Genomic DNA, 25,935 nt, shown 5'->3' with positions numbered 1-25,935 from the left:
GGTGCCGAAGGAGGGCCACCGCACGATCAATTGGTCCGCCCCGACAGGCCGTGCTGACGCTCGTACGTCCGCAGCGCGGCGTCCCACGCCTGCGTGTACTCGGACGGCCCAAGGCCGAGATCGCCGTGGCCCTTCACCGCCTCCCGCAGCAGACTCACCAGATCCGGGACGGTGTCACGGCGCTCTACCACGTACCGCTGGAAGACCTCGGCGAACTGCTCTCCCGCCAGCCGCGCCGCATGCCCGGTGACCGGGTCGTCCTCCAGGCTCTGCAACACCGCGGCCCACCGGCGGGTCAGGTCGTCGGCCTGCCAGGCACGGATCTTCTGTAGTTCGTGGTGGCACTCGAGCTCGATCCGCTCCTCCCAGTACGGGCGCAGCCGCTCCCGCACCCGCTCGTCGGGGCTGACCCGTAGATGAACTCCGAACTGCGGCAGGCTCGCGTCCTGCGGCCAACGTTGGTGCATCAGGAGGTTGTTCAGCGCCCGCTCCAGGTCGTGAGCGCGGTGCGGTTCGTGCTCGCGGGCGAGGTCCACCGCCCGTTCCCGGACGATTCCACCCGCCCACGGCAACAATCGCTCGGCGCGCAGGCGCAGTTCCTCGAACCCCATGTTCGACGCGGTCCAGAGATAGACGACGTGCAGGCGGAAGTCGAAAGCGTCACCCTTGGCCGGCACCAAAAGGGGTTGCGGTACGTCCTGCCGAAAGCTCACCCGAACGGGTACCGGCGGCAGCGGAGCAGGGGACGGCGGAAAGATGGAGTGCCACCATCGGCGATCGGCCTGCCTCGGCACCGAGGGGTGGACGTGCGGGTTCCCGGCGGGTTGAGTGCTCATCGGTTGTCCTCATCGATAAGTTGTCCGACATCGGCAAGCAGAGCGTTCCGGGGCATCACCGGACGCCACACGTGCCGTAGCTGGTGGTGGAGTCGCCGACGCAACGGAATCCGTCCCGCCACCACGAGTCGCAGCAGCGCCAGCACGTGCCCAGCGACCTCGGGTTGGCCGTCCGCCCGGCTGAGCCAGGAGCCGAGGGTCCGCCAGGACCGGTAGGCCGTTTCCGGCAGGCTCAGCGCTGTCGCCCAGAGCGTCGCCAGGTCATCGTCGGTGATGAACCCCGTACGGGCGAGGTCCAGTAGTTCCGGCCAGTGTTCCCGCGGCGGTCGGGCCCACCGTTCGGCCAGCACCCGCAGCGTTCGGGCGGCGTGCAGTTGTACCTCGCGGTCGGGCGACCGGGTCCACTCGACCAGATCGGGCACCAGGGCGGTGGCGTGCCCGCTCTGATACACCTCGACCAGGCCCCGAACCACGGAGTTGTTCCAGCGTTGCATGCGCGCCGACGCGACCAGGCGTAGCTGCACCAGCGCCGCGTCAGGCCAGAGACGGGCCAGCCCGAGTTCGTGGGCTCGGGCCACGGTGTCCCGCAGATGTCCGGCCGGCCCGGCTGCCCAGCGATCCAGCTCGGCCCTGACCCGCTGTCTCAGATGCGGTTGCATCGCCATCGCCACCAGCACGATCGCGGCCGCCTGCCGAACTCCGGCCCGCCGCTCCCGGGCCAGATCCCGTACCGTGTCCAGGGCCGCCTGCACGTCCCTGCTCGCCGTCCAACCGACCGCCCCGGCCGCCGCCTGGCGTACGGCCGGCTGTTCGGCCCGGACCAGATCCGCGAGCCAGCCGAGCAACACCCGAGGTGGATACCAGTCCGTCCAGGCCACGTCGAGCACGGCGGAGCGCAGTTGCTCGCTGCCTGCGGCGAACTGGAGATGGGCAGCACCCACGGCCCACCCGTCGGCCGGTACCACCACCGCCGCCCGCAGCGTCTGGCCGAGCAGCTGATCGACGGTGGTTCCGCGCAGGCGCAGCGGAACCGTCGCCGGTGGCATCGGCGCGTCGGCCGACACGAGCCGATCGGCGTACCCGAGCCCGTCAGCGGCCACGAGCCGGTCGGCGGCGAGACGGATCTCCGAGGCGGAGAGGCCGACCAGGACCGCGCAGGAGAGCCGGAACGCCCGTACCTGGTCGCGGGACCAACCCACCGAGGCACCGGCACCGTCCTCCGCGTCGAGAATGCGCGCGGCGCGCTCGCGCAGCTGCCGGGGCAACAATTCGGCCAGACGGGCGGTCAACGCCGCGGCGCGTGGTGCCGTGCGGGCGATCGCCTGCACCACCGCAACGACCTCGCGTGGTCGAGGTTCCCCGCCGAGGTAGGTCGCCAGCAAGGGATGCCGGACGCACTCCTCGTCGACATACCGTTCGACGCATCCGCCGGCACAGCCGTCCGCGCAGAAGCCGACGCACGGCACCGTCAACTCACGCCGCAGCCGAGTGCGAAACACCTCCTCCGCAGGCGGCGGTCGATGCTCGACGACATGGCCGCTGAGATCCTGGATCCGCCGCGAGAAGTCACCGACGAGAAGCAGGGTCACCCCGTGGGTCTCGGCGCGCGCCGCCAGGGCGACGAGGGTGTACCCGTCCACCGAGCACACCGTCTCGTCGCTGAGCCGTAGCACGTAGCCGCATCCGCTACGGGGACCGGAGTTCGTGCCGAGCAGGTCGGCGAGTTGCTCGACGCCGAGAACCCCTACCCGGCCGAAGCCGTGCCGGCGGGCCGAGGCGACAAGCGCGGAGGTGAAGCGGCCGCTGCCGGTCGGACCGGACAGGCACACCAGGTGGCGTTGCTTCAACTGCCGGTCGAGCTGCTGATCGCTCGCGGCGGTGGCGTACGCGAAGGCGACCTCCCGTACGGTCGACTCGCTAAGTGTCTCCGCCCAGACGCGACCACCCCCGGCGGTTGCGGCGGCGGTGACGTTGACCGTGCCGATGGCGAGCGCGCCATGACCGGTCGCGTTCTGACCCTGAACCTGCATGTCGCCAACATCGATGCGCCCGCTGTCGCCGAGCAGACCGGCGAGTCGGCGCAGCACGTCGGCGGAGTCCAGCGGCTCCTCGGTCTCGTCGGTGTCCTCGACATCCTCCGGCTCCCGCTCCGTGGATGGCGGGTCCGCAGCGGTCGCGCCGTTGTCCGGCGCGAGTCCGGGGCGGCTCTCCTGCGGCTGATCGCCCGGTGGCTCCAGCCCGGCATCGGCCGGCACGGCTTCGGAAGCGGACCTCGCCGACTCCGGACGGTGGTCGCTCACCGGTCCGTACCTCCACCGAGATTCGCGTCACGACCGATCGACCCGATCGCCGTGGCACCCGGGCCGATGGCGTTCTGCCCCTCGACGGTGATGTCGCCGGTTCGGATCCCACCCGGGGCGGGGATGTCGCCATCCCGGATCGCGCGTGAACGGCGAGCAGAGACATCCGACGTGTCCCCGGCCGGCGGGTTGGACTCCGGGGACCCGTCCACCCAGGACGCCAGATCCTCGTCGACGACGCAGAGCCACGCCGGTTCCTGAAATCCCTTGCTCGCGTGGACCACGTCGATCCGACGGAACCGGTCCGGGCGGAGCTCCTCGGGATACTCGGTGACAACGTCACGGTAGATGTCTGCGGACACCACGAGCGCGATCCCGGCCTCGGGGAAGGCGGCCAGTGCCCGACGGACCGGCTCCGCGTCGCACAACCTGCTGACCAGCACTACCGCTTGCCCGGGAAATCCGTTGGCACCGTCGAGGTGCACCATGCCCTGGTGCACCGCGACCCTGAGCCGGATGCGGGCTGCCGGCAGCCGGCTGGCGTTGTACCGCCGCAGCAGCCGATTCAGCTCCGGCACGAACCGGCCGATCACCCTCGCTTCGGGTATGTCGTGCGGCAGGATCGCCAGTTCCCCGTCACCCGACTGCTGTGTCGTCCAGCCCACCCGGTCCATGCCCACGTCGCCGGCTGCCTCCCGCAGCAGGCGGTGAAAGTCGTGCTGGGCCTCGTACTGCTGAAGGTTGGTACGCCGGCTGTAGCGCTCCATGTCCACGCAGACCAGCAGGCGCCGCTCTGGATGTCGCATGTGGTCGGTCCTCCTCACCATGGCCCGTCAGAGCCGGGCACCAGGTGACATCCAAGACGCGTCGAAGCTCGGAGATCCCGTAGAAAGACGGCATCGCCGCGTTTGTCGACCACCCGTCATCCCCTCCTGTGCGGGTGTCTCGGCGGTTCCGTACGGATGGACTTGGCCCATGTGGACCCTGCCGATCGACCTGCTCCTGGGATCGGGGCTGGCGGCGTGGCCGACGCTCGGGTTGCTGGTCGCCTACCTGCTCGCGGCGGCGCTGTTCCGTCAGGCGTCGCGCACCGCGAAAGACCGGTTACGCTTCGATCGCTTTCGTTGGTGGAGAAAAGTGGGAGCGTTGATGCGGCGAGAAACGCCTCAGACCGCACAGTGGCCCTACGGCACATTCCTGCAGCGGCTGGGCCCCCCAGTCCGGGCGGCGTTGTTGGAACTCGGCGTCCGCCGTCAGGTGCCGGCCGGTCAGATCCTGATTCACGAGGGACGCCAGGAATCACACCTGGTTCTGATCGAGCAGGGGCTGACCAAGGTCACCGCCGCGCTGCCGGACGGCCGAACCGCGCTGTTGTCGCTCCGGGTCGGGGGTGACCTCGTCGGTGAGATGTCCGCGCTTAACGAACAGCCAAGGTCGGCGACGGTCACCGCGTGCGGACCGGCCCGCTACAGCGTGATCCCGTGTGACCGCTTCCGAGCCTTCCTACGCGGGAACCCCGATGCGGCGCTCGAACTCGCGGCCATGGTCTCGGACCGGCTGCGCTGGTCGAACCGGCGACGGATCGACTTCACCTCGTACCCGGTCAAGATCAGGGTGGCACGGGTCGTGGCGGAACTGTCCCGCACCCACGGCCAGCGGGCGCCCGACGGTGTCGTCATCGATGTCCGGCTCACCCAACCGGAACTCGCCACGATCTGCGGCGCCTCCGAGACCTCGATCCAGAAGAGCCTGCGTGATCTGCGAACCGAGGGCCTTGTCGACACCGACTACCGTCGGATGACCGTCCTCGACCTGCCGCGACTGCGGGCGGTGGGGCAACTGGACGCCGAGGAGCGGTAGCCAGGTCCCGTTCCGGCCCCCGGCGACAGGCCCTGACAGCTTCCGGGTCAGAGGCGGCCCTCGGCGACCGCGTGGGTCACCCAGGGGATGACCTCGTCGAGCATCTCGTCCAGGGTCGTGGTGGCGGTGAAGCCGAGCACCTCGCGAGCCTTCGTGGTGTCCGGTACGCGTTTTTGTACGTCGTACTGGAAGGGGTCGTCGCTGACGTGCCGGAAGGGCACGTCCGGTCCCTTGATCTTGCGCCAGATCAGCTCGGCCAACTCCAGGACGGTGGTCGACTCGGCGGTGGAGAGGTTGAAGTCCTCGTTGCGCGCCGCCGGGTGCTCGATGGCGAGCGCGATCCCCCGGGCGAGGTCACCGCCGTAGGTGTAGTGCCGCACCTGGTCGCCCTCGCCGAGGATGTGCAGCGGGTCCTGCCCCTTGACGATCTTCTGGACCAGGTCCGGTACCACGTGCGACATGGCCAGCTTCACGTTGCCGGAGAGCACCTCGGCCTGGCCCAGCGCCCGCCCCTCCCCCACGCCGACGCAGTTGAACGGCCGCACGATCGTGTAGGGCAACTGGTACTGGTCCCAGGCCGCCCGGGCGTAGTACTCCACGGCCAGCTTCTGGAAGCCGTACGAGGACAGCGGCGGCGGGATCCGTCGCTCGTCGCCCTCCCGGCTGGGCCAGTGCTCGGTGGACTCGAACACCATCGAGGAGGAGAGGTAGGTGACCTTCGACAGGCGACCGGCGCGGTGCGCCTGAATCGCCGCGTCGCAGGTCGCCGCCATGATCCGCTCGTTGGTGGCGAGCAGGTCGTAGGCGTACGCGTGGAAGTAGGAGATCCCGCCGATCATGGCGGCGCCGGCGACCAGGTGGTCGCAGCCGTCGAGCAGCCCGGTCAGCAGATCGGTGTCGCGGGCGTCCCCCTCGACGAACCGGAACCTCGGGTGCCCCTCGTGGCTCTGGGCGACCGGACCGTACTTCGAGAAGTTGTCGACACCCACCACCTCGTGGCCACGGTCGAGCAGCTCCGCGACGAGGTAGCCGCCGATGAATCCGGCCGAACCAGTTACCAGGACCTTCGCCACGTACGCTCCTATGCCGTCTTCTCGTACTCGGTGCCACGCGGGGTCGGCACGGCCGCCGTCCGCACCCGGGCGGCCAACTTCTCCCGGCTCAACCGCCGACCGTAGGCGAACAGGTACCAGCGCAGGTAGCCGGGGAGGAAGCGGCCGAGGTCGAAGTGGGACTCGCCGAGCGGACGGTCCAACCAGATGGTCGGGATCTCGGCGACCGGCAGGCGCAGCCGGGTGGCCTTCGCGGTGAGTTCCAGCCCGATCTCGAAGCCGGTCCGCGACTCGATGCCGACCTCGCGGACGAACGCCGTGTCGTACGCCTTGAAGCTGTTGGTGGCGTCCCGGGTGCCCGCCCGGGCGAAGGTGTAGAGGCTGCGCCCCGCCCAGCGGGACATCATTCGCTTCAGCCTCGGCCCGCCGACCTGCTGACCGCCCGGCATGTACCGGGAGGCCGCGGCGACCACCACGCCCCGGTCCACCAACCGGGCCAGCTCGTCGATCTGGCGGGGATCGTCGCACCCGTCGGCCATCGTCACCACCGCGACCGGCGCCAGGGCCGCGTCGATGCCGAACCGGATCGCGTTGGCCGGGCCCCGGCCGTAGGTGTTGAGCACCGCCCGGACCCTCGGGTCGGTACGCGCGATCCGCTCGACGTACGGGACAGTGGTGTCCTCGGGCATGTCGTGCACGATCAGCACCTCGGCGGGCAGCATCAGTTCGCGCAACATCCGCTCCAGGCAGCGGATGATCGCCTCGCCCTCGTTGTAGACGGGCACGATCACCGAGACCCGGGGATTCATCACACCCGCACCCCCTGCCCGGTGAGACCCCACATGTCGATCACCGGTTTGTCGGTGTCCAGGCGGGCGTACTGCTCGTGCGGTGCGGCGATGACCAGCAGGTCGGCTCGGCGCAACACCTCGTCGAGATCGACGAAACGCTCGTCCGCCACGTACGGGTCGGTGCAGAGCGTCTCCCGGGTCTTCAACGCCAGGATCTTGCGTAGCTTGTACGCCAGGCTCTCCCGGGGGTCGTCGCTGCCGCCCTTGAAGGCCATGCCGAGGATGCCCACCGTCGAGGTGGCCAGGTCGAACCGGTCCTCCAGGCGGGACACCAGGTACAGCGGCAGCCCTTCGTTGATCAGCATCGCGGAGTGGCCCAGGACGAAGTTGTTCCGGTTGAACGCGGCCAGTTGCATGGTGTCCTTGAACAGGCACGGTCCGGCGGCGAAACCGGGCATCGGCAGATCGGCGGCGCGCGGGTAGTCGTACGCCACCGCATGCCGGATCCGGGCGAAGTCCAGCCCGAAGTCGTTGGCCATCATCCAGAACTGGTTCGCGGTGGCGAACTTGATGTACCGCCAGGTGTTTGTGAACAGCTTCGCCAGCTCGGCCTCCTCGGGTTCGAGCGGGACGATCTGGTCGGTCAGGTGCCGGAACAGCTTCTCCGCCCGGGTCAGCGCCTCCGGGGTTCGTGCGGCGACGATCTGCGGCAGGGTGAACAACTCGGTCATCGCCCGGCCCTCGGCGATCCGCTCCGGGCAGAACGCCACGTCCGCGCGCAGCCCCTTGCCGGCCAGCAGCTTCTCGGTCAGTGCGGTGACCCCGGGGTAGACGGTGCTGCGCAGCACGATCAGCTGGCCGTCGCGCAGATGCTCGGCGCAGCGTTCGAGCGCGCGGGGCACGGCACCGAGATCCGGGTTGAGGTGCTCGTCGACAGGCGTGCCGACCACCACGACCAGATGCTCCGACGCCCCGACGGCGGCGGGGTCGGTGGTGGCGCGCAGCCGCCCGGCGGCCACCGCCTCGGCCAGCGGACCGGCCGCGCCGGGCTCGGCGAAGGGCAGGGTGGCCGCGTTGACGCCCGCGACGGCCTCGGCGTTGATGTCGTACAGCACGACGGACAGCCCGCGGGCGGCGAAGGCGATGCCCAGTGGCAGGCCCACCCGGCCACAACCACCGACTATGCAGACGTCGACCGAGGCGGGCGGATCATCGGACATGAGGGGGCTCCCGTGGGGGTGGCGGGGGTGATGCGGATGACGGCACTCGGAATCCAAGCAGGCTAACCGCTCTGAGGTAACTCGCGGGTAACCAAACAGCCATCGGTGTTGACCTTTCGGTCGATCCCACACCGAGCGCCTTGCCGCCGTTACCGATCGCACACGCCGTCGGTGCCCGCACCCACCACCGGAGTCGGGAATGGGCCCCTTCTCTGCACGAGGCGTAGCGAAGGGGCCCTTCCCGACCTGTCAGGCGCCGCGGAGGCTGGCGCCGCAGCGTTCGGCGGCGCGGGCGACGGCGGCGTCACGGGCGGCCACCGCCTCCTCGACCGTCAGGGTGCGGTCCGGTGCCCGGAAGGTGAGCTTGTAGGCCAGCGACTTACGGCCGGCGCCGAGCTGCTCCGAGGCGTACACGTCGAACAGGCTGACCGACTCCAGCAACTCGCCGGCCCCCTCGACGAGCGCCTGGCGCACCTGCGCCGCCGGAACCGACTCGGCCACCACCAGCGCCACGTCGATAAGCGCCGGCGGGAACGTCGACACCGTCGGCGCGCCGACCGGCGGGGCGGACGGCAGGGCGTCCAGGTCCAGCTCCATGGCGCAGGTCCGCCTCGGCAGTTCCAGCGTCGCGACGACCTGCGGGTGCAGCTCACCGGCGTGACCGACCACCGTGCCGTCGACCAGCAGTTCCGCGCAGCGGCCCGGATGCCACGGGGCGTACTCGGCCGACCGCACCTCGACCTGCCGGTCGGGTACCCCGGCGGCGGCCAGCACCGCGCGGCCCGCCTCGACCGCGTCCGCCCAACCTGCCGCCCGGCCGCCGCCCCACCAGCCGGTCGGCTCGATGTCACCGGTCAGCACGACGGCGACGTGCCGGGGTTGGCGCGGAACCACCGCGTCGGCGGCGGCGAACTCCGCGTCGGTGGGACGCCGGTCCACGCCCATCGCCGGCGGGCTGCCGGCGTCCGGCCGGGGGTGGAAGACCGTGCCGATCTCGTAGAGGGACAGGTCCCGCAGACCACGGCCGAGGTTGCGCCGGACGATGCCGAGCAGCGGGCCGAGCAGCGTGGTGCGCAGCAGCGGCTCCTCCTCCGACAGCGGGTTGGCCAGCCGCACCGCCCGGCGGCGCGGGTCGTCGGCAGGCAGGCCGAGCTGGTCGGCCAGCTCCGTGGCGACGAACGGGTGCGCCAGGACCTCGACGTAGCCACGCTCGGCCAGGGAGCGGGACACCGCCCGGTGGCGTCGCTGCTGCCCGGTCAGACCCCGGCCGGGCGGCGCGGTCGGCAGCACCGACGGCACCTTGTCGTACCCGTCGAGGCGGACCACCTCCTCGACCAGGTCCGCCGGGTCGGTCAGGTCGGGCCGCCAGGTCGGCGGGGTGACGCTCAGCGTCTCGCCGCCACCGGCGGCCACCGCCACCTCACCCGGGTCCTCGGCCAGCCGGTCGACGCCGCGCGACACGGTGCAGCCGACCTGCTCCAGCAGGGCGGCCACCCGGGCCGGCGGGTAGTCCACCCCGACCCGCCGGGTAGGCAGGTCGGCCGGCAGGGTGACCGGGGTACGCGGCCGGACATGGTTGATGTCCAGCACCTCGTCGCTGGCGGTGCCGCCCGCGTACGACGTGAGCAGCCCGACCGCCCGATCCAGGGCGACCAGCGGCAGCGCCGGATCCACCCCTCGCTCCCAGCGCTTCGCCGCCTCGCTGAACAGCTTGTGCCGACGGGCGGTGCGGCCCACCATCGCCGGGTCCCAGTGCGCGGCCTCGAAGAGCACGTTGACGGTGCCCGGCAGCACCTCGCTGGTCTCGCCGCCCATCACGGCGGCGAGCGAGATCGGCATGCCGTCGCCCTCGGCGGCGAGCGGGTTCGGCAGCCCGGCGTCGCAGATGACCATGTCCTCGGGGGCGAGGGCTCGGGTCACCCCGTCGAGCGTGGTCAGTTTCTCCCCCGGTACCGCCCGGCGCACCACCAGCGGGCCGGCGATCCGGTCCGCGTCGAAGGCGTGCATCGGCTGGCCGAGTTCGAGCATCACGTAGTTGGTGATGTCGACCGGCAACGAGATGCTGCGGATGCCGGCGATGGTCAGCCGCTGCCGCATCCAGTCCGGGGTCTGCGCCGCCGGGTCGACGCCGCGCACCATCCGGGCCGCGAACCGGTCGCAGCCGACCGGGTCGCGCACCTCGACCGGGTACGCCGGCTCGGCCGTGCCGGGCGTCGCGGGCATCCGGCCCCGGTCGGAGTAGTCGAGGTCGAGAGCGTGCGCCAGTTCGCGGGCGAGCCCGCGCAGTGACATCTGGTAGCCCCGGTCCGGGGTGATCTCCACCTCGACGATGATGTCGTTGAGGCCGATCACCGGCCGTGCGTCGTCGCCGGGCTCGGCGACCACGTGCTCGGGCAGCACCAGGATGCCGTCGTGGTCGTCGCCCAGGCCCAGTTCCCGGGCCGAGCAGATCATCCCGTTGGAGTTGCGCCCGTACGTCCGGCGGGCGCCGACGGCGAAGTCACCCGGCAGCACCCCGCCGGGCAGAATGACCACGACCCGGTCGCCCGGAGCGAAGTTGCGGGCACCGCAGACGATCTCCTGCGGCTCACCGGTGCCGTTGGCAGTGCCCACGTTCACCAGGCAGAACCGGATCGGCTTCTTGAAGCCGGTCAGCTCCTCGACCTCCAGGACCTCGCCGACCACCAGCTGCCCGGTGACCGTGCCGGAGAGGTCCACGATGGACTCGACCTCGATGCCGAGGTCGACCAGGGCCCGTTCCAGCTCGTCAACGGGCAGGTCGGGAACGTCGACGTACTCCCGCAGCCAACTGAGAGAAACTCGCATGATGTGTAACCACCGTCTCCGTAACTCGCGCCCGCACTAAGCCCCGTGGCCGAACGCCCGGGTGAACCGGACGTCGCCCTCGACCAGGTCCCGCATGTCGCCCACCCCGTGCCGGAACATCACCGTCCGGTCGATGCCCATGCCGAAGGCGAAGCCGGAGTAGACCTCCGGGTCGATGCCGCACGCCCGCAACACCCGCGGGTTGACCATGCCGCAGCCGCCCCACTCGACCCACTGTGGGCCCTTGCGGTGCTCCGGGAACCACACGTCGAACTCGGCCGACGGCTCGGTGAACGGGAAGTAGTGCGGCCGGAACCGGGTCTTCGCGCCCTCGCCGAACATGGCCCGGGCGAAGTGGTCGAGCGTGCCGCGCAGGTGCGCCATCGTGATGCCCTTGTCCACCACCAGGCCCTCGACCTGGTAGAAGACCGGGGAGTGGGTGGCGTCCAACTCGTCGGTGCGGTAGACCCGGCCGGGGACGACCACGTAGATCGGTGGGGTGCGGGTGAGCATGGTGCGCGCCTGCACCGGCGAGGTGTGGGTACGCAGCACCAGTCCGGAACCCTCCGGTGCGATGTGGAAGGTGTCCATCAGCCCGCGGGCGGGGTGGTCGGCGGGGATGTTGAGCGCGTCGAAGTTGGTCCACTCCAGCTCGACCTCGGGCCCCTCGGCCACCTCGTAGCCCATCCCGATGAACAGGTCGCTGATCTGCTCCATGAGCAGGGTGATCGGGTGCCGGGAGCCACGCGGGTGGCGGTCGTACGGCAGCGTCACGTCGACTCGTTCGGCGACCAGGACCCGCTCGGCCTGCTCACGCTCCAGCACCTCGGCACGGGCGGCGTACGCCTGCTCGATGGTGCGGCGGGCCTCGTTGACCCGTTTGCCGGCGTCGGCCTTGGCGGCCGGCGGCAGCGCGCCGATCTCGCGGCGGGCCAGCGAGACCGGGGCCCGGTCGCCCAGGTGAGCCGGGCGCACCGCGGCGAGCGCGTCGGGGTCACCGGCGGCGGCGAACGCCTTCTCGGCCTCGGTCACGGCCTCGGCCAGCGCGGCCGGGTCGAGCAGGGCGACCTGCTTCGGGTCGTACGGATCGTTGCGGTAAGTCATGGCGTACGGGCACTCCCTCACGACGGCGCCGGCCCTCGCGGGCGGCTAATGCGGTGTCCAGGAACGTTGGTGGTGCACGTTTCTGGAGACCGCACCAGAGTCTACGGACGCGCGGCTGTGCCGCAGCCCGCCGGTGGGAGTCGCGTGGAGAGCAGGTCAGGCCCGCCGCCCGCCGACACCGGCGGGCTGGCTAAACGAACGCCGTGGTGCGTTCATCATCGGGGCCGCATCTCCTCCGTCATGTGCGCGTGACCTCAGGTCAGCGCTGTGCTCTGGCCGAAGCGTACAGGCAGACGGCCGCCGCCGCAGCCAGGTTGAGGCTCTCGGCCCGCCCGTGCAGCGGCACCCGGACCCGGGCGTCGGCGGCCTCGGCCAGCTCGATGGGCAGGCCGTGCGCCTCGGAGCCGAACAGCCAGGCGGTCGGTGCGGCCAGCCGGCCGGCGTCGACCAGGTCGTCGAGATCAGATTCGCCGTGGCCGGTCGCGGCGAGCACGGTCAGCCCGGCGGCCCGCGCCGCGGTGACCGTCGCGAGCGGGTCGCGCTCCCGGACCACGTCGACGTGGAACAGGCTGCCCGCGGACGACCTGACGCACTTGCCGTTGTACGGGTCGACGGCGTCCCCCGCGAAGATCACCGCGGTAGCGCCGGCCGCGTCGGCGGTACGCAGCACCGTGCCGGCGTTGCCCGGGTCACGGATGCCGGCGAGCACGGCCACCAGTCGGGGGCTGTGGGACAACGCGTCGGCCAGGGACACGTCGAGCTGCCGGCAGACGGCGACCAGTCCCTGCGGGGCGACGGTCTCGGCGAGCGCGGCGAGCGCCTCGTCGGTCACCTCGGAGACGGGTACGTCGTCGGCGGCGGCGGTCGCCGCGAGGTCGGCGTACCGGTCGAGGGCGGCCGGGGTGCCGAACAGTTCCAGCACGGTGCGGGGTCGGCTCAGCGCCTCCCGGACCGCCTGCGGTCCCTCGGCGAGGAACCGACCCGCGGCGTCGCGTTCGCGGCGACGCTGAAGTCGGCGTGCGGCCACCACCCGGGGCGTACGCGGTGTGAAAAGCATGTTCTCCGCCATACGCGCGAGGCGTCCCCCGTGGCCGAGGGACGCCTCGCTGCGCTGGGTGGGACTCAGGCGGCCTGGGCGGGCGCGCCGCCGGTGCCCTCGGCCTGCACGGCAGCCCGGGCCAGCTCGACGATCGCCGCGAACGCGGCGGCGTCGTTGACCGCCAGGTCAGCCAGGATCTTGCGGTCGACCTCGATGCCGGCCAGGCGCAGGCCCTGGATCAGCCGGTTGTAGGTCATCCCGTTGGCGCGGGCACCCGCGTTGATCCGCTGGATCCACAGCTGCCGGAAGTCGCCCTTGCGGTCGCGACGGTCCCGGTAGGCGTACTGCATCGAGTGCAGCACCTGCTCCTTGGCCTTGCGGTACAGCCGGGAGCGCTGACCGCGGTATCCGCTCGCGGTCTCCAGCAGGGTACGGCGCTTCTTCTGGGCGTTAACAGCCCGCTTGACGCGTGCCATCTCAACTCCTTCTTGGATTCAGGTGGCGCGCGTCAGCGGCCGAGCAGCTTCTTGATGCGCTTGACGTCAGCCTTGGCCACCTCGACCACGCCCGTCAGCCGGCGGGTGCGGGTGGAGGGCTTCTTCTCCAGGTTGTGACGCAGACCGGCCTGCTGCTTCGTGATCTTGCCTTTGCCGGTCACGCGGACCCGCTTGCCCATCCCCGTGTGGCTCTTCATCTTCGGCATGTGGAACGTCTTCTCCCCTGTTACTGACCGCTGGTGTCAGCGGTCGTGCCGGTCTCACCGGCTGCTGCGCTCTCACTTGTCACCGCAGGCTCGGCGGTCGCGGCGGGCTCCTCCGCGGTCCGCTCCCGAGGCCCGCCACGGGACGCCGTGGCGGCGACCGCGGAGGCCTTCACGGCCCGGTGCGGAGCGAGAACCATGATCATGTTTCGGCCGTCCTGCTTCGGAGCGGACTCCACGTATCCCAGTTCCGTGATCTCGGACTCGAGCCGGCGCAGGAGCCGGTAGCCCAGCTCCGGACGGCTCTGCTCGCGACCGCGGAACATGATCGTCACCTTGACCTTGTCGCCGGCCTTGAGGAACCGCACCACGTGACCCTTCTTGGTCTCGTAGTCGTGCGGATCGATCTTCGGCCGGAGCTTCATCTCCTTGATGACGGTCTGCTGCTGGTTACGCCGCGCTTCGCGCGCCTTCAGTGCGCTCTCGTACTTGAACTTGCCGAAGTCCATGAGCTTGCACACCGGCGGGCGCGCCATCGGCGCAACCTCGACCAGGTCCAGATCGACGTCCGCGGCCAGCTGAAGGGCGCGCTCCAGCGGGACGATGCCCACCTGCTCACCCTCGGGGCCGACCAGTCGGACCTCACGTGCCCGGATCTGATCGTTCACGCGTGGTTCGACGCTGATGGGGCCTCCTCGAGTCGGATCTTCATGCGTGGCCGACCCGGCGGCTCCCGGTGGGAACCGGCCCGGAAAGTAGAAGGCCCCGGCGAATGCCAGGGCCTGCTCGACCGGTCGGCACGATCACAGGATCGCGCATCCGATGCCGGGACGTGCCCGGAACCGGTGACCGGACCCGGACGCCAGAGGCGGCGACTCGGGTGGGAGCAGGCGCTCCGCTTTCACGGCCACCCGCCGGAGCGGACAGCCTGGTCGACTTGACAACACTACACCCTCGGCCAGCGGCCCCTCAAACCGGGCGCTGGCCCGCTGCCCGCTCGGCGAGCGCGGCAAGGTGCTCCCGGTGCAGTCGGCGCAGGGCGCGCACCCCGTCGACGGCGAGCTGCTTGTCTGCGGCCTGGAGGGCGACCACCGGCAGCAAGTCGTCGTCGTACAGCTCCAGGGCCGCCCAGGGGGCGCCCCGGTCGAACCGGACGCCCCGGACGACCTCCCAGGGCAGTTCGTACGAGCCGATGATGTTGCGCACCCGCACCCCCCGCGCGTCCGCCTCGACCCGAGGCCGGGTGAACAGCAGGGTGCCCAGGGCGAACAGGATCCCAAGCCCGATCATGGCGAACTGGTCACCGCGCTGGAAGGTGCCGTACCCGTTGCCGGTCGGGCCGGTCAGCGTGGTGGCGACCAGCGCGAAGACCACGACCAGCAGGATCGCCGAAACCCAGCAGACCAGCCGGATCCGGCGTGGGCGCAGCCGGAACAACTCGGTGCCGGTCGCCCGCTCGCGCTCGCCCGGGCCGGCGCTGGACTGCGTCACGTCCCGCCGCTCACTCATGGCACAAGTCTGCCATCCGCTTCCGGCCGGCCGGCCGCCGCCACACTGACGTGGACCTCATGGGCCATCGGAGCAGCGGCTCACAACCGGCAGGCGTGGATGTTGGTGACCAGGATCGCGCGGGCACCCAGCTCGTAAAGCTCGTCCATGATCCGGTGCACGTCGTCGCGGAGCACCATGGCCTGCACCGCCACCCAGCCCTCCCGGTGCAGCGGGGAGACCGTCGGCGACTCGATGCCCGGGGTCAACGAGCTGGCCCGATCCAACAGCCCGGCCGGCACGTCGTAGGCGAGCATCACGTAGCGGCGGGCCACCAGCACCCCGTGCAGCCGGCGCAGCAGCTGCTCGGCCTGCGGGTGGGCGGCCGCGCCGGTGCGGCGTACCAGCACCGCCGAGGATTGCAGCAGCGGCTCACCGAAGACCACCAGACCGGCCTGGCGCAGCGTGGCCCCGGTCTCGACCACGTCGGCGACCACGTCGGCGACCCCCAGCCGGATGGCGTTCTCCACCGCACCGTCGAGGCGGATCACGTCGGCCTTGACGCCCAGCTCGGCGAGGTGCCGCTCGACCAGCCCCGGGTACGCGGTGGCGATCCGGTGCCCGCCCAGCTCCCGTACGTCGTCGACGTCGTCGGGCCGGGCCGCGAAGCGGAAGGTGGCCCGGCCGAAGTTCAGGTCGACGACCTCCTCGGCCGGCGCACCGGAGTCGATCAGCAGGTCCCGGCCGGTGATGCCGACGTCCAGATCACCGGAGCCGACGTAGGTGGCGATGTCCTTCGGCCGCAGGTAGAAGAATTCGATGTCGTTGGCCTGGTCGCGGCAGACCAGGTCCTTGGTGTCGGTGCGCTGGCGGTAGCCCGCCTCACGCAGCATCTGGGCGGCGGAATCGGCCAGGGCGCCCTTGTTGGGTACGGCGACGCGCAGCATGACGGAGTGCTCCTTCGATCGGCTTCGGTTCGACGGTGGGGGCACTCACAGATGTCGGTAGACGTCCTTCAGGTCGAGACCGGTGGCGAGCATCAGCACCTGGACCTGGTAGAGCAGCTGGGAGATCTCCTCGGCGGTGCGCTCGGACCCCTCGTGCTCGGCGGCCATCCACGACTCGGCCGCCTCCTCGACGACCTTCTTGCCGATGAAGTGCACGCCCTGCTCCAGTGCGGCGACGGTGCCCGAGCCGGGGGTGCCGGCCGCGGCCTTGGCCTGCAACTCCGCGAACAACTCCTCGAACGTCTTCACGGAGACGGATTCTCGCAGTCGCCCAGGGTCGACCCGCGCGCCGGGTCGGTGGTGACCGGTGGACGGAACGCATCCGACACCGGCACGGTGGGACAACCCTTCGATCCCCACCTATGTTGGTCGTACGCTGTCCGCCATGGTCACCACCCCGCGTACCCTCGCCTTCGCCTCCGCAGCGGCCGTCCTGCTCGCGGCCAGCGCCTGCACGCCGCAGGCCCAGCCGGCGCCCATGCCGACCGTGTCGATGCCGTGCGCCAAGGACAGCCTGCCCACCGAGACTGCGGGCAAGCTCACCATCGCCACCGGTGCGGCGGTCCGCCAGCCGTGGTTCGTCGACGACAAGCCGGACAACGGTCAGGGTTTCGAGTCCGCCGTGGCCTACGCGGTGGCCGAACAGCTCGGCTACGCCCGCGACGACGTCACCTGGACACGGGTGGGGTCTGAGGCCGCTGTCGCCCCCGGGCCGAAGACCTTCGACTTCGGCATCGACCAGTTCTCGATCAGCGACGAGGGCAAGCAGGCGGTCGACTTCTCCGCGCCGTACCACCTGGTCCGGCAGGCGGTGATCACGCTGAAGTCCGCCGAGATCGCCGGCGGGGCCGCGCTGGCCGAACTGCGTGACGCCCGGCTCGGCGCCCAGGCCGGCACGACCGGCCACCAGGCCATCACCGATCTGGTGCGGCCGAGCTCCGAACCGCGGACCTACAAATCCCGCGACGAGGCCACCAAGGCGCTACGGAGCGGGCGGATCGATGGCCTGGTGGTGGATCTGCCCACCGCGTTCACAATCGCCGGGACGGAGATCGACGACGCGGTGATCGTCGGACAGCTACCCCAGGTGGGCAGCCCGGAGGCGTTCGGACTGCTGCTGGAGAAGGACTCGCCACTCACCGGTTGCGTCAGCGCGACGGTCGGACAGCTCGCCTCCGAGGGCGTCCTCAAGCAGTTGGAGGAGCGGTGGCTCGCCCAGGAAGCGGGAGCGCCCGAACTCACGTGAGCACGGTCGAAGCCGGTTTCCGACTGTTCGGAAGAGGACTGGTCGATGCTGGTCGCCGACTGATGGACGCATCCTGAGGCGACAGCCCCTCGTCGCCGGGAGACCCCATGATCTGGATCATCGAGAGCAAGAGCAAGATCAGCCGCGAGTTCGCGGCCGACGTCAAGCGCCTCCGGGCGAACAAGGCGGTGGCGCAGCACGTCACCCGGGCCGTGCTGAACAGCACGATCGCCGAGATGCAGACCCCGCTGAAGCCGGCGCTCAAGCCCGGCGAGCCGGTCCTGATCCTCGCCCACTCCGGCTACGACATCGATCCCCGGTCCGGGCAGGAGGCACCGTGGATCGGCGGACGGTGGCTGGACGAGTTCGCCCAGGACCTGGCCGCGAAGTTCACCCCGGCCGGGATCAGCGGCCACACCCTGTGGTTCCTCGTCTGCCACACCGGACACGACATCAGCGCGCTGGCCAACCACCTGGTCACCGCCGGCGTGGACAACGTGACGATCTACCTGCCGAAGAACTTCATGTACGTCAGCAAGACCGGCATCCCGCACGTGCTGCTCAGTGACGCCGACCTGGACGACGTGAACCGGGACGTCGCCCGGTGCGACAGCGACTACTGGAGCATCCAGGGCTCGCAGGCCACCGGCAGCTACTGGGCCGGCTGCTCGATCAGTGGTCAGACCGTCACCCCGCTGTCCTCAGCGGCGGTCGAGCAGGCCGTCCAGGCACAGTTCGATCCGAACGAGGAGGAGAGCTGAACCGCCGACGCCGCAACCGTCAGGCGCCGAAACCGACAGGGTAGTTGCCGGCGGCGGCGGTCTGGCGGATGGCGAGGGCGGCGTCGAGGGCGGCCACCGTCGACGACCAGCCCTTGTCCTCGGCGGAGTCGGGCAGGCCGGCACGGTCGCGGGCCTGCTCGATGGTGTCGACGGTGAGCACGCCGTGGGCGACCGGCTTGCCCTCGTCCAGGGCGACCCGGGTCAGGCCGTCGGTGACCGAGCGGCAGACGTAGTCGAAGTGGGCGGTGGCACCGCGTACCACCACTCCGAGGGCGACCACCACGTCACAGCGTCGGGCCAGGGCCTGCGCCACCACGGGCAACTCCACCGAGCCGGCCACCCGGGCCACCACCGCCCGCGCACCGCACGCCTGCGCGGCGGCGACCGCCCGGTCGAGCATGTGGTCGGTCAGGTCACCGTGCCAGCGCGCGGCGACCACACCGACGGTCATCCCGGCCGCGTCCACCGGAGCCGTACCCGGCTCCCCGAAACCCGCCATCTCTCCTACGCTCCGATCTCTCTGCCCGGCACCGTACGCCCCATCGGCGCTTCGGCCACCTCGTCAAGCTGGTCGAGCAGGTGACCCATCCGGTCCCGCTTGGTCCGCAGGTAACGTACGTTTTCCGGGTGCGGGCGCACCGGCAGCCCCTCGCGGCCGGTGACGGTCAGTCCGTAGCCCTCCAGCCCCGCCCGCTTGGCCGGGTTGTTGGTCAACAACCGCATCGAGCGGACCCCGAGGTCATAGAGGATCTGCGCGCCGGTGCCGTAGTCACGCGCGTCGGCCGGCAGGCCGAGGTCGAGGTTCGCGTCCACCGTGTCGCGGCCCTGGTCCTGCAACTGGTACGCCTGGAGCTTGTGCAGCAGCCCGATGCCACGCCCCTCATGACCGCGCACGTAGAGGACCACGCCCCGCCCCTCGCGGGCCACCCGGTCCAGGGCGGCGTTGAGCTGCGGCCCGCAGTCGCAGCGCACCGACGAGAAGACGTCGCCGGTCAGGCACTCCGAGTGCACCCGGACCAGCACGTCACGGCCGTCGCCGATGTCGCCCATCACCAGCGCCACGTGCTCGGCCGAGTCGTACTCGCTGCGGTAACCCAGCGCCCGGAACACCCCGTGCTCGGTGGGCATCCGGGCGTCCGCGACCAGCTCGACCTGCTTCTCGGTGCGCCGCCGGTAGGCGATCAGATCCGCGATGGTGACCAGGGTCAGCGAGTGCTCGGCGCAGAACTTCTCCAGGTCCGGCAGCCGCATCATGGTGCCGTCGTCGTTGACCAGCTCGCAGAGCACCCCGGCCGGACGCAGCCCGGCCAGCCGGGTCAGGTCCACGGCCGCCTCGGTGTGCCCGGGGCGGCGCAGCACCCCACCCGGGCGGGCCCGCAGCGGCACCACGTGCCCCGGGCGGGCCAGGTCCGTCGGGCTGGTGGCCGGGTCGGCGAGCAGCCGGATGGTGTGCGCCCGGTCGGCCGCCGAGATGCCGGTGGTGACCCCTTCCCGGGCGTCGACTGTCACCGTGTACGCGGTCTGCCGCCGGTCCTGGTTGGTGTGGTGCATGGGCGGCAGGTCGAGCCGGTCGCACTCGCTCTCGGTGAGCGGTACGCAGATGAAGCCCGAGGTGTGCCGCACCGTGAAGGCCAGCAGTTCCGGGGTGGCCAGCTCGGCCGCGAAGATCAGGTCGCCCTCGTTCTCCCGGTCGGCGTCGTCGACCACCACGACCGGACGGCCGGCGGCGATCTCGACCAGGGCCTGCTCGATGTCGGCGAAGGTCATGCCGGCACCTCCGCTCCGTCGGCCGCGCGGCCGGCCAGCAGCCGCTCGACGTACTTGGCCAGCACGTCCATCTCCAGGTTGACCGGGTCACCAACCGACCGGGTGCCGAGCGTGGTCGCCGACAGGGTGGTGGGGATCAGGCCGACGGCGAACCAGTCGGGACCGACCTCCGCCACGGTCAGCGAGACCCCGTCGACGGTGATCGAGCCCTTCTCCACCACGTACCGGGACAGCGCGGCGGGCAACCGGAACCGGACCGTCTCCCAGCGCGGCGCCGGCTCGCGGGAAAGCACCTCACCCACGCCGTCGACGTGCCCCTGCACCAGGTGACCGCCGAGGCGGCTGCCCAGCGTGGCGGCCCGCTCCAGGTTGACCCGGTCGCCGGTACGCAGTGCGCCCAGCGCCGAGCGGCGCAGCGTCTCGCCCATCACGTCGGCGGTGAACACCCCGCCGTCGACCTCGACGACGGTCAGGCAGACCCCGTTGACCGCGATCGAGTCGCCGTGCCGTGCGTCGGAGGTGACCAGTGGGCCACGGACCGCTACCAGAGACGAGTCCTCCGCCGTGGGGGTCACCCCGACGACCTCGCCCAGTTCCTCGACGATGCCGGTGAACATGCCTAGCCCTCCCTCTTCCGGGGCAGCGCGGTGATCCGCAGGTCGGGACCGACCTGCGTAACGTCGGTGAGTTCCAGGTCGATGGCCTCGGCGATGGTGGTCACACCCGCGTCGACAAGCGCGGCGGGCCCGGCCCCGAGCAGCCGGGGCGCGAGGTAGCCGACCACCCGGTCGACCAGGCCGGCGGCGAGGAACGCCCCGGCGAGCCGGGGCCCGCCCTCCAGCAGCACGGCCCGTACCCCACGGGTGTGCAGGGCGGCGAGCAGCGCCGGCAGGTCGACGCCACCGTCCGGGCCGGTGCCCACCTCCTCGGCGGTGGCCACCCAGGTGCGGGCGGCGCCGTCGCGGACCCGGGCGTCATCCGGGGTACGCCCGACCGAGTCGACCACCACGCGCAGCGGCTGCCGGATGGCCAGGCTGCCGTCGCGCAGGTTGCGCACGGTGAGGCGGGGATCGTCGGCGAGGACCGTGCCGACCCCGACGACCACCGCGTCGACGGTGGCGCGCAGCGCGTGCACGTCCATCCGGGCCGCCTCGGACGTGATCCACATGCTGGTGCCGTCGGCCGCCGCGGAGCGGCCGTCCAGGGTCGCGGCGTACTTCCAGATCACGTACGGCCAGCCCCGGCGCATGGCGGTCAGCCAGGCCACGTTGCCGCTCTCCGCCTCGGCCTCGCGTACCCCCAGGTCGACCCGGACCCCGGCGGCGCGCAACGTGGCGGCGCCGCCGGTGGCGACGGGATTGGGGTCCGGTACCGCGATGACGACCCGGGCCACCCCCGCCTGGACCAGCGCGGTGCTACAGGGGCTGGTGCGGCCGACGTGGTCGCAGGGTTCCAGGGTGACCACCGCCGTGCCGCCCTTGGCCCGCTGGCCGGCCTGGGCCAACGCGACGATCTCGGCGTGCGGTCCCCCGGCGTACGCGTGGAAGCCCTCGCCCACCACCTCACCGTCGGCGTCGAGCAGCACGCAGCCGACGACCGGGTTGGGACTGGTGGTGCCGAGCCCGCGCGCCGCGAGTTCGATCGCGCGACGCATCGCCTCGTCCACGGAGACGCTTGCCATCGCCTGCCGCTGCCCTCTCGCTCGTACGCGCGGGCGGGGAGGTCGGCCGGGTGGCCACGGGCAGGCAGCGGAATCCGGGTACGGCACAGCCGCCCCGGCCGGGACGCGCGCACGCCGGAGCCCGGCGAGCCACACGGCTCCCTTCCGTCCCGCGCGCTGTCTCCCATCCGGACTGTCTGGGCGCGGACGAGCCGCCCCCAACCGTCGGCCCCGGATTCTCACCAGGTCCACCGGGCGGACGAACCGCTCCCGGGTCGCGGGCTTACCACGGTCGGACCGTGGATCACCGCCGGTTCGGAATTACACCGAGTCCCGCCAGCGCGTGGTGGGTACTGAGCAAAGTCTTACACGTCCGGCGGGGCACCGGGCCACCCGGGCGAGCTACTTCACATGACGGTTACCGGGGTCGGCGACGCCGCGACGGCGATCCACCGCCACGTACGAGCCGGGTTGGCTCTTGGCCACGGTCTTCATCTCGGAGGCGACGGTCATCGCCTCCAGCGGGTTGGTGATGCGCTTGTCGGCGTCGGAGATGGCGACCCCGATGGAGAGGGTGACCAGCGCCGCCCGACGGATGTTGCCCCGCCGGTCCTTCAACTCCACGTAGCCGCGTTCCCGGTCGGTGGGATCGTAGAGGGCGTCCGCGGCCTTCTCGAAGTCCGACGACACCCGCAGGGTCAGTGGCCGTACCTGCTCGGGCGTGCACACGAAGACGAAGTCGTCACCGCCGACGTGGCCGAGGAAGGCCGGCGGCAGGGCCACCGCGACGACCGCCCGGTGCAGGCTGCGGGCCAGCGCGGAGATGAAGCCGTCGCCCCGGACGAACCCGTACCTGTCGTTGACGCTCTTGAACCGGTCGATGTCGATGTAGCCGACGGCGTAGTCCGCGCCGCCACGGACCCGGTCGGCGATCTCCCGGCGGATCCGGCTGTTGCCCGGCAGGCCGGTCAGCGGGGAGACCTCCCGGAACTCCTTGTTGCGCCGCAGCGTCGAGCTGACCCGGGCGACCAGCTCGGCATTGTCGAAGGGCTTGACCAGATAGTCGTCGGCCCCGGCGTTGAGCCCGTGGACCTTGTCCTGGGTCATCCCCTTGGCCGTCAGCATGATCACCGGCAGGGCGGCGGTCATCGGGTCGGCGCGCAGTCGCCGGGTCAGTTCCAGCCCGTCCACCCGCGGCATCATCAGGTCGACCACGGCCAGGTCGGGCCGCTGGCGTTCGATCAGCTCCAACGCCTCCTGACCGTCGGCGGCGAGGATCACGTCGAAGCCCTGGAGACGCAGGTTGAACTCGACGAAGCGGGCGATGTCCTCGTCGTCGTCGACGACGAGGATCACGTCCTTGCGATCGTCGTCGGGGGTGTCCACGTCAGGCCCCGGCCGCCGCGCGTTCGGCCAGCCCGCGCAGCCGGCGTACCGCCTCGGCCGGGTCGTCGGCGCCGTAGACGGCGGTGCCGGCCACGAAGGCGTCGGCACCCGCCGCAGCCGCCTGCTCGATGGTGTCGGCGGCGATCCCGCCGTCGACCTCGATGCGCAGCTCCAGGTGGCCGGCGTCGACATGGCGACGCGCGGTGCGGACCTTGTCCAACAACTGCGGGAGGAAGCGCTGCCCGCCGAACCCGGCCTTGATGGTCATGACCAGCAGCGTGTCGAAGCTGGGCAGCAGGTCGAGGTACGGCTCGATCGGGGTGTCCCGGTCGATCGCCAGCCCCGCCTTGGCACCGGCCGCCCGCAGGTCCCGGGCCAACGCCACCGGGTCGTCGCAGGCCTCGGCGTGGAACGTGACGTTGTACGCCCCCGCGTCGGCGTAGCCGGGCGCCCAACGCTTCGGGTCGGTGATCATCAGGTGCACGTCGAAGGGCAGCTTGGTGGCGGCCCGCAGGCTCTGCACCACGGGTAGCCCGATGGTCAGGTTCGGCACGAAGTGGTTGTCCATGACGTCAACGTGCAACCAGTCCGCGGCGTCCTCGACGGCACGGACCTCCTCGGCGAGACGGGAGAAATCGGCGGCGAGGATGCTGGGCGCGACGATCGGCGGCGGTACGGTCACAGGGCCAGTGTACGAACGCGGCCAGCAGCCGCGGCAGCGTGCCAGCAACCGGGACACCCCGTGACCCGGAGGTGACCAATGGTGCAGAATGACCCCCTTCGAACCGATGAAACGGAATGAAGCTCAGCTTCCACTGGCCAGACGACCGATTCGCGGCAACACTCCATCGGGGACGGTGACGTATCGTGCAGGCCGGTGGGCGCGGGAGCCGGCAGCCGGGCGGCAGCTCCCGGAAAGGGCGGACGATGCGACGGTGGCTCGCGGCACTGGCGCTGGCCAGTGTGGCTGCGATGGTGCTCAGCGGCTGCGTGCGGCCGGGTGGAACCGACGGCGATCTCACCGACGACTGGCAGACACTGCGGGCGCCGACCATGTTCGTGCCGGCCACCGACGCCTGCCTGCCCCGGATCACCGCGGTGGTCCAGGCGAGCACCTACGAGACCGTGGACTGCGCTCGCAACCATCTCGCCGAGGCAATCCACGTCGGCACGTTCACCGACGCAGCCGCCGAGGGTGAACGCCCGGAACCGGGGTCGGCAGCCCTGCGTACCGCCCGCGCGGAGTGCGACCAGCGGGCGCGCCTGGTGCTCGGCGGTGACTGGCACACCGCCCGGTTGACGCTCAACATCTCGCTGCCGTCGGCACCGGCCTGGCGCGGCGGCGCCCGCTGGTTCCGCTGCGACCTCAGCGAGACCGACAGCATCGACAACACCCGGCCGGTCAACCGCACCGGCAGCCTGCGCGGCGCACTGATCGGCGACTCACCGCTGGTGCACCGTTGCTTCGACCCGAAGCTCATCGGCGACAGCCTCAACTACATGGCCCCGGTGCTGTGCACCGAGCCGCACGGCGCCGAGTTCGTCGGTGTCTACGTCGAGCAGGACATGAGCTGGGAGCAGTTCGTCCGTTCGGCCGGCCAGGCCCACAAGCGGTGCATGGAGCTGATCGCCGCCTTCGCGGACGTGCCCAACAACGCCGACCTACCCTACCGCGCCGGATCCATCTTCTACCCGCCGTCACAGCGGGAATGGGAGGAGGGCGACCGGGGGGTGCGGTGCATCCTGTGGAGCGACGACCGCAAGCTCACCGGCTCGATGCGCGGCGTGGGCCCGCAGGGACTGCCTGTCACCTGAGTACGGTGCGGAAACGGCTCGAACGGTCGCCGAAGCCCGGTGCCGTATGCTGCCGCTTCGACAGCGGGGAGCGGGAGGTCCACGGGGATGCGACGATGGCTGACCGGAGTCGCCCTGGCGACCGTGGTGGCGCTGGCGGCGACCGGCTGCACCCGGCCGGCCGGCACCGATGGTGACCTGGTCGACGACTGGACGTCGATGAGCGCACCGGCGGTGTTCACGCCCGGCTCCGGCACCTGCCACGGGCAGCCGCAGGAGGTCGGCTACCTCAGCGCGTACGCACCGGTGGACTGCGCGCAGCCGCACCGGGCCGAAACCCTGCACGTCGGAGCGCTCACCGAAGCGACCGGGGCCCGACTGCCGACGGCCGGCAGCAAGGGAATGCGCGCCGCGTTCGGCGAATGCGACCGTGAGGTCCGCGAGACACTGGGCGGCGACTGGCGCGGCGCCCGGATCGGGCTCACCGTCGTCCTACCCTCGCCGCAGGCGTGGACCGGCGGCGCCCGGTGGTTCCGCTGCGACGTTCACGAGCTGCGCGGGCTCGACACCCCGATACCGGTACGACGTACCGCCAGCCTGGCCGGTGCGCTGGACGGCTCGTCGTCGCTGCGGCACAGCTGCTTCAACGCCCGCACCGAGGGCGACGAGGTGACCGAGATGGTCGCCGTCAAGTGCACCGCGAAGCATCGGGCCGAGTTCGTGGGTCTGTGGCAGGCACCGGAGAGCAGCTGGTCGGAGTTCCTGGAAAACCCGGGGCGGAGCCATCGAGGATGCCGCAGCGCCGTCGCCCGCTTCGCCAAGCTGCCGGACGACGGCAACCTCCAGTACCGGGTCGGCACCATCTTCTACCACCCGTCCGAGGGCGAGTGGCGCAGCGGCAACCGGTCGGTGCAATGCTTCCTCTGGATGAGCGACCGCACCCTGACCCGATCGGTGAAGGGCGCCGGCACCCGGGTCCTGCCCATCAACTGACCCCAGCCCCAGCCCCAGCCCCAGCCCCAGCCCCAGCCCCAGCCCCAGCCCCAGCCCCAGCCCCAGCCCCAGCCCCAGCCCCAG

General features: G+C 71.2%; 26 protein-coding genes and 1 riboswitch. Of the genes, 5 read left to right on the top strand and 21 right to left on the bottom strand.

Annotated elements, in window-relative coordinates; translation table 11 throughout:
• Window positions 1–26: 26 nt before the first annotated feature.
• The 3 genes from Vse01_RS25515 to Vse01_RS25505 are packed head-to-tail and all read right to left on the bottom strand — an operon-like array spanning window position 27 to window position 3,942.
• On the bottom strand, window positions 27–836 hold the full coding sequence (locus Vse01_RS25515; RefSeq protein ID WP_232511236.1) for a hypothetical protein: 810 nt from the start codon (window positions 834–836) through the stop codon (window positions 27–29).
• Window positions 833–3,136 (bottom strand): hypothetical protein, encoded by a 2,304-nt coding sequence (locus Vse01_RS25510; protein WP_139233139.1) that lies wholly within the window; start codon window positions 3,134–3,136, stop codon window positions 833–835. The genes Vse01_RS25515 and Vse01_RS25510 overlap by 4 nt, the downstream gene beginning before the upstream one ends.
• Window positions 3,133–3,942 (bottom strand): hypothetical protein, encoded by an 810-nt coding sequence (locus Vse01_RS25505; protein ID WP_093404262.1) that lies wholly within the window; start codon window positions 3,940–3,942, stop codon window positions 3,133–3,135. The genes Vse01_RS25510 and Vse01_RS25505 overlap by 4 nt, the downstream gene beginning before the upstream one ends.
• Window positions 3,943–4,111: 169 nt before the next feature.
• Between Vse01_RS25505 and Vse01_RS25500 the strand changes: the two genes are divergently transcribed.
• Window positions 4,112–4,996: a Crp/Fnr family transcriptional regulator gene (locus tag Vse01_RS25500; protein ID WP_232511237.1), complete on the top strand. Its 885-nt coding sequence runs from the start codon at window positions 4,112–4,114 to the stop codon at window positions 4,994–4,996.
• A gap of 47 nt (window positions 4,997–5,043) precedes the next feature.
• On the opposite strand, the gene Vse01_RS25495 is transcribed toward Vse01_RS25500, so the two are convergent.
• From Vse01_RS25495 to Vse01_RS25440, 12 genes are all read right to left on the bottom strand, one after another.
• Window positions 5,044–6,069 (bottom strand): NAD-dependent epimerase/dehydratase family protein, encoded by a 1,026-nt coding sequence (locus tag Vse01_RS25495; RefSeq protein ID WP_093404264.1) that lies wholly within the window; start codon window positions 6,067–6,069, stop codon window positions 5,044–5,046.
• 8 nt (window positions 6,070–6,077) lie between these two features.
• Window positions 6,078–6,857, bottom strand: a complete 780-nt coding sequence (locus Vse01_RS25490) for a glycosyltransferase family 2 protein (protein WP_093404782.1) — start codon at window positions 6,855–6,857, stop codon at window positions 6,078–6,080.
• Window positions 6,857–8,059: a nucleotide sugar dehydrogenase gene (locus tag Vse01_RS25485; RefSeq protein ID WP_093404266.1), complete on the bottom strand. Its 1,203-nt coding sequence runs from the start codon at window positions 8,057–8,059 to the stop codon at window positions 6,857–6,859. The genes Vse01_RS25490 and Vse01_RS25485 overlap by 1 nt, the downstream gene beginning before the upstream one ends.
• Before the next feature lie 249 nt (window positions 8,060–8,308).
• Window positions 8,309–10,885 carry a phenylalanine--tRNA ligase subunit beta gene (gene pheT, locus Vse01_RS25480; protein ID WP_093404268.1) on the bottom strand — a complete coding sequence of 859 codons (2,577 nt, stop codon included), beginning with the start codon at window positions 10,883–10,885 and terminating at the stop codon, window positions 8,309–8,311.
• A gap of 36 nt (window positions 10,886–10,921) precedes the next feature.
• Window positions 10,922–11,989, bottom strand: coding sequence for a phenylalanine--tRNA ligase subunit alpha (gene pheS, locus Vse01_RS25475; RefSeq protein WP_093404270.1), 1,068 nt, complete (start codon window positions 11,987–11,989; stop codon window positions 10,922–10,924).
• Between the two features lie 259 nt (window positions 11,990–12,248).
• On the bottom strand, window positions 12,249–13,046 hold the full coding sequence (locus Vse01_RS25470; RefSeq protein WP_093404784.1) for a TrmH family RNA methyltransferase: 798 nt from the start codon (window positions 13,044–13,046) through the stop codon (window positions 12,249–12,251).
• A gap of 65 nt (window positions 13,047–13,111) precedes the next feature.
• Window positions 13,112–13,504, bottom strand: a complete 393-nt coding sequence (rplT, locus tag Vse01_RS25465; protein ID WP_093404272.1) for a 50S ribosomal protein L20 — start codon at window positions 13,502–13,504, stop codon at window positions 13,112–13,114.
• A 32-nt stretch (window positions 13,505–13,536) separates the two neighbouring features.
• A complete protein-coding gene (gene rpmI / locus Vse01_RS25460) occupies window positions 13,537–13,731 on the bottom strand; it encodes a 50S ribosomal protein L35 (protein ID WP_093404274.1) in 195 nt (64 codons plus the stop codon).
• Window positions 13,732–13,751: 20 nt separating this feature from the next.
• Complete coding sequence (gene infC, locus Vse01_RS25455; RefSeq protein WP_093404276.1) at window positions 13,752–14,396, bottom strand: translation initiation factor IF-3; 645 nt, start codon at window positions 14,394–14,396, stop codon at window positions 13,752–13,754.
• A 301-nt stretch (window positions 14,397–14,697) separates the two neighbouring features.
• Window positions 14,698–15,165: a PH domain-containing protein gene (locus Vse01_RS25450; RefSeq protein WP_093404787.1), complete on the bottom strand. Its 468-nt coding sequence runs from the start codon at window positions 15,163–15,165 to the stop codon at window positions 14,698–14,700.
• 152 nt (window positions 15,166–15,317) lie between these two features.
• The gene (gene hisG, locus Vse01_RS25445; protein ID WP_093404277.1) at window positions 15,318–16,163 is read right to left on the bottom strand and encodes an ATP phosphoribosyltransferase; all 846 of its coding nucleotides are present in this window, start codon (window positions 16,161–16,163) and stop codon (window positions 15,318–15,320) included.
• 45 nt (window positions 16,164–16,208) lie between these two features.
• A complete protein-coding gene (locus Vse01_RS25440; RefSeq protein WP_093404279.1) occupies window positions 16,209–16,472 on the bottom strand; it encodes a phosphoribosyl-ATP diphosphatase in 264 nt (87 codons plus the stop codon).
• Window positions 16,473–16,608: 136 nt separating this feature from the next.
• Here Vse01_RS25440 and Vse01_RS25435 point away from each other — a divergent pair, with 136 nt between their 5' ends.
• Window positions 16,609–17,469, top strand: a complete 861-nt coding sequence (locus Vse01_RS25435) for an ABC transporter substrate-binding protein (protein WP_093404280.1) — start codon at window positions 16,609–16,611, stop codon at window positions 17,467–17,469.
• 107 nt (window positions 17,470–17,576) lie between these two features.
• A complete protein-coding gene (locus Vse01_RS25430) occupies window positions 17,577–18,230 on the top strand; it encodes a hypothetical protein (protein ID WP_093404282.1) in 654 nt (217 codons plus the stop codon).
• 19 nt (window positions 18,231–18,249) lie between these two features.
• Here Vse01_RS25430 and ribH read toward each other — a convergent pair whose 3' ends face one another.
• The 6 genes from ribH to rpe all read right to left on the bottom strand — a co-directional run bounded on the left by ribH (window position 18,250) and on the right by rpe (window position 23,746).
• Window positions 18,250–18,750, bottom strand: a complete 501-nt coding sequence (ribH, locus tag Vse01_RS25425; protein ID WP_093404283.1) for a 6,7-dimethyl-8-ribityllumazine synthase — start codon at window positions 18,748–18,750, stop codon at window positions 18,250–18,252.
• Window positions 18,751–18,755: 5 nt separating this feature from the next.
• Complete coding sequence (locus tag Vse01_RS25420; RefSeq protein WP_093404285.1) at window positions 18,756–20,018, bottom strand: bifunctional 3,4-dihydroxy-2-butanone-4-phosphate synthase/GTP cyclohydrolase II; 1,263 nt, start codon at window positions 20,016–20,018, stop codon at window positions 18,756–18,758.
• Entirely contained in the window at window positions 20,015–20,635 is a 621-nt protein-coding gene (locus Vse01_RS25415; RefSeq protein WP_093404286.1) for a riboflavin synthase, read from the bottom strand. The genes Vse01_RS25420 and Vse01_RS25415 overlap by 4 nt, the downstream gene beginning before the upstream one ends.
• Window positions 20,636–20,637: 2 nt before the next feature.
• On the bottom strand, window positions 20,638–21,699 hold the full coding sequence (gene ribD, locus Vse01_RS25410) for a bifunctional diaminohydroxyphosphoribosylaminopyrimidine deaminase/5-amino-6-(5-phosphoribosylamino)uracil reductase RibD (RefSeq protein WP_093404288.1): 1,062 nt from the start codon (window positions 21,697–21,699) through the stop codon (window positions 20,638–20,640).
• A 151-nt stretch (window positions 21,700–21,850) separates the two neighbouring features.
• Window positions 21,851–22,023: riboswitch (FMN riboswitch) on the bottom strand.
• A 57-nt stretch (window positions 22,024–22,080) separates the two neighbouring features.
• Window positions 22,081–23,172 (bottom strand): GGDEF domain-containing response regulator, encoded by a 1,092-nt coding sequence (locus Vse01_RS25405; RefSeq protein ID WP_093404291.1) that lies wholly within the window; start codon window positions 23,170–23,172, stop codon window positions 22,081–22,083.
• A complete protein-coding gene (gene rpe / locus Vse01_RS25400; protein ID WP_093404294.1) occupies window positions 23,066–23,746 on the bottom strand; it encodes a ribulose-phosphate 3-epimerase in 681 nt (226 codons plus the stop codon). Before rpe ends, Vse01_RS25405 begins: the two co-directional genes overlap by 107 nt.
• A gap of 245 nt (window positions 23,747–23,991) precedes the next feature.
• Here rpe and Vse01_RS25395 point away from each other — a divergent pair, with 245 nt between their 5' ends.
• Window positions 23,992–24,879, top strand: coding sequence for a septum formation family protein (locus tag Vse01_RS25395; RefSeq protein WP_093404297.1), 888 nt, complete (start codon window positions 23,992–23,994; stop codon window positions 24,877–24,879).
• Between the two features lie 87 nt (window positions 24,880–24,966).
• Complete coding sequence (locus tag Vse01_RS25390; protein ID WP_093404300.1) at window positions 24,967–25,851, top strand: septum formation family protein; 885 nt, start codon at window positions 24,967–24,969, stop codon at window positions 25,849–25,851.
• The last annotated feature ends 84 nt before the right edge of the window (window positions 25,852–25,935 follow it).

It is taken from the genome of Micromonospora sediminimaris (assembly GCF_016863575.1).
Taxonomy (GTDB): Bacteria; Actinomycetota; Actinomycetes; order Mycobacteriales; family Micromonosporaceae; genus Micromonospora; species Micromonospora sediminimaris.
Note: the sequence above shows the minus strand (reverse complement) of the source record. Positions and strands in the feature narration are given on the sequence as shown.

Bases quoted from the DNA above. Each gene is read 5' to 3' on its own strand.
- pheS (WP_093404270.1), bottom strand. From the start codon at position 11,989: ATGACTTACCGCAACGATCCGTACGACCCGAAGCAGGTCGCCCTGCTC.
- rpmI (WP_093404274.1), bottom strand. From the start codon at position 13,731: ATGCCGAAGATGAAGAGCCACACGGGGATGGGCAAGCGGGTCCGCGTG.
- hisG (WP_093404277.1), bottom strand. From the start codon at position 16,163: ATGCTGCGCGTCGCCGTACCCAACAAGGGCGCCCTGGCCGATTCCGCC.
- Vse01_RS25485 (WP_093404266.1), bottom strand. From the start codon at position 8,059: ATGTCCGATGATCCGCCCGCCTCGGTCGACGTCTGCATAGTCGGTGGT.
- pheT (WP_093404268.1), bottom strand. From the start codon at position 10,885: ATGCGAGTTTCTCTCAGTTGGCTGCGGGAGTACGTCGACGTTCCCGAC.
- Vse01_RS25490 (WP_093404782.1), bottom strand. From the start codon at position 6,857: ATGAATCCCCGGGTCTCGGTGATCGTGCCCGTCTACAACGAGGGCGAG.
- Vse01_RS25470 (WP_093404784.1), bottom strand. From the start codon at position 13,046: ATGCTTTTCACACCGCGTACGCCCCGGGTGGTGGCCGCACGCCGACTT.
- Vse01_RS25415 (WP_093404286.1), bottom strand. From the start codon at position 20,635: ATGTTCACCGGCATCGTCGAGGAACTGGGCGAGGTCGTCGGGGTGACC.
- Vse01_RS25390 (WP_093404300.1), top strand. From the start codon at position 24,967: ATGCGACGATGGCTGACCGGAGTCGCCCTGGCGACCGTGGTGGCGCTG.
- ribD (WP_093404288.1), bottom strand. From the start codon at position 21,699: ATGGCAAGCGTCTCCGTGGACGAGGCGATGCGTCGCGCGATCGAACTC.
- Vse01_RS25420 (WP_093404285.1), bottom strand. From the start codon at position 20,018: ATGACCTTCGCCGACATCGAGCAGGCCCTGGTCGAGATCGCCGCCGGC.
- Vse01_RS25395 (WP_093404297.1), top strand. From the start codon at position 23,992: ATGCGACGGTGGCTCGCGGCACTGGCGCTGGCCAGTGTGGCTGCGATG.
- rplT (WP_093404272.1), bottom strand. From the start codon at position 13,504: ATGGCACGCGTCAAGCGGGCTGTTAACGCCCAGAAGAAGCGCCGTACC.
- Vse01_RS25435 (WP_093404280.1), top strand. From the start codon at position 16,609: ATGGTCACCACCCCGCGTACCCTCGCCTTCGCCTCCGCAGCGGCCGTC.
- Vse01_RS25515 (WP_232511236.1), bottom strand. From the start codon at position 836: ATGAGCACTCAACCCGCCGGGAACCCGCACGTCCACCCCTCGGTGCCG.
- Vse01_RS25430 (WP_093404282.1), top strand. From the start codon at position 17,577: ATGATCTGGATCATCGAGAGCAAGAGCAAGATCAGCCGCGAGTTCGCG.
- Vse01_RS25500 (WP_232511237.1), top strand. From the start codon at position 4,112: ATGTGGACCCTGCCGATCGACCTGCTCCTGGGATCGGGGCTGGCGGCG.
- ribH (WP_093404283.1), bottom strand. From the start codon at position 18,750: ATGGCGGGTTTCGGGGAGCCGGGTACGGCTCCGGTGGACGCGGCCGGG.
- Vse01_RS25505 (WP_093404262.1), bottom strand. From the start codon at position 3,942: ATGCGACATCCAGAGCGGCGCCTGCTGGTCTGCGTGGACATGGAGCGC.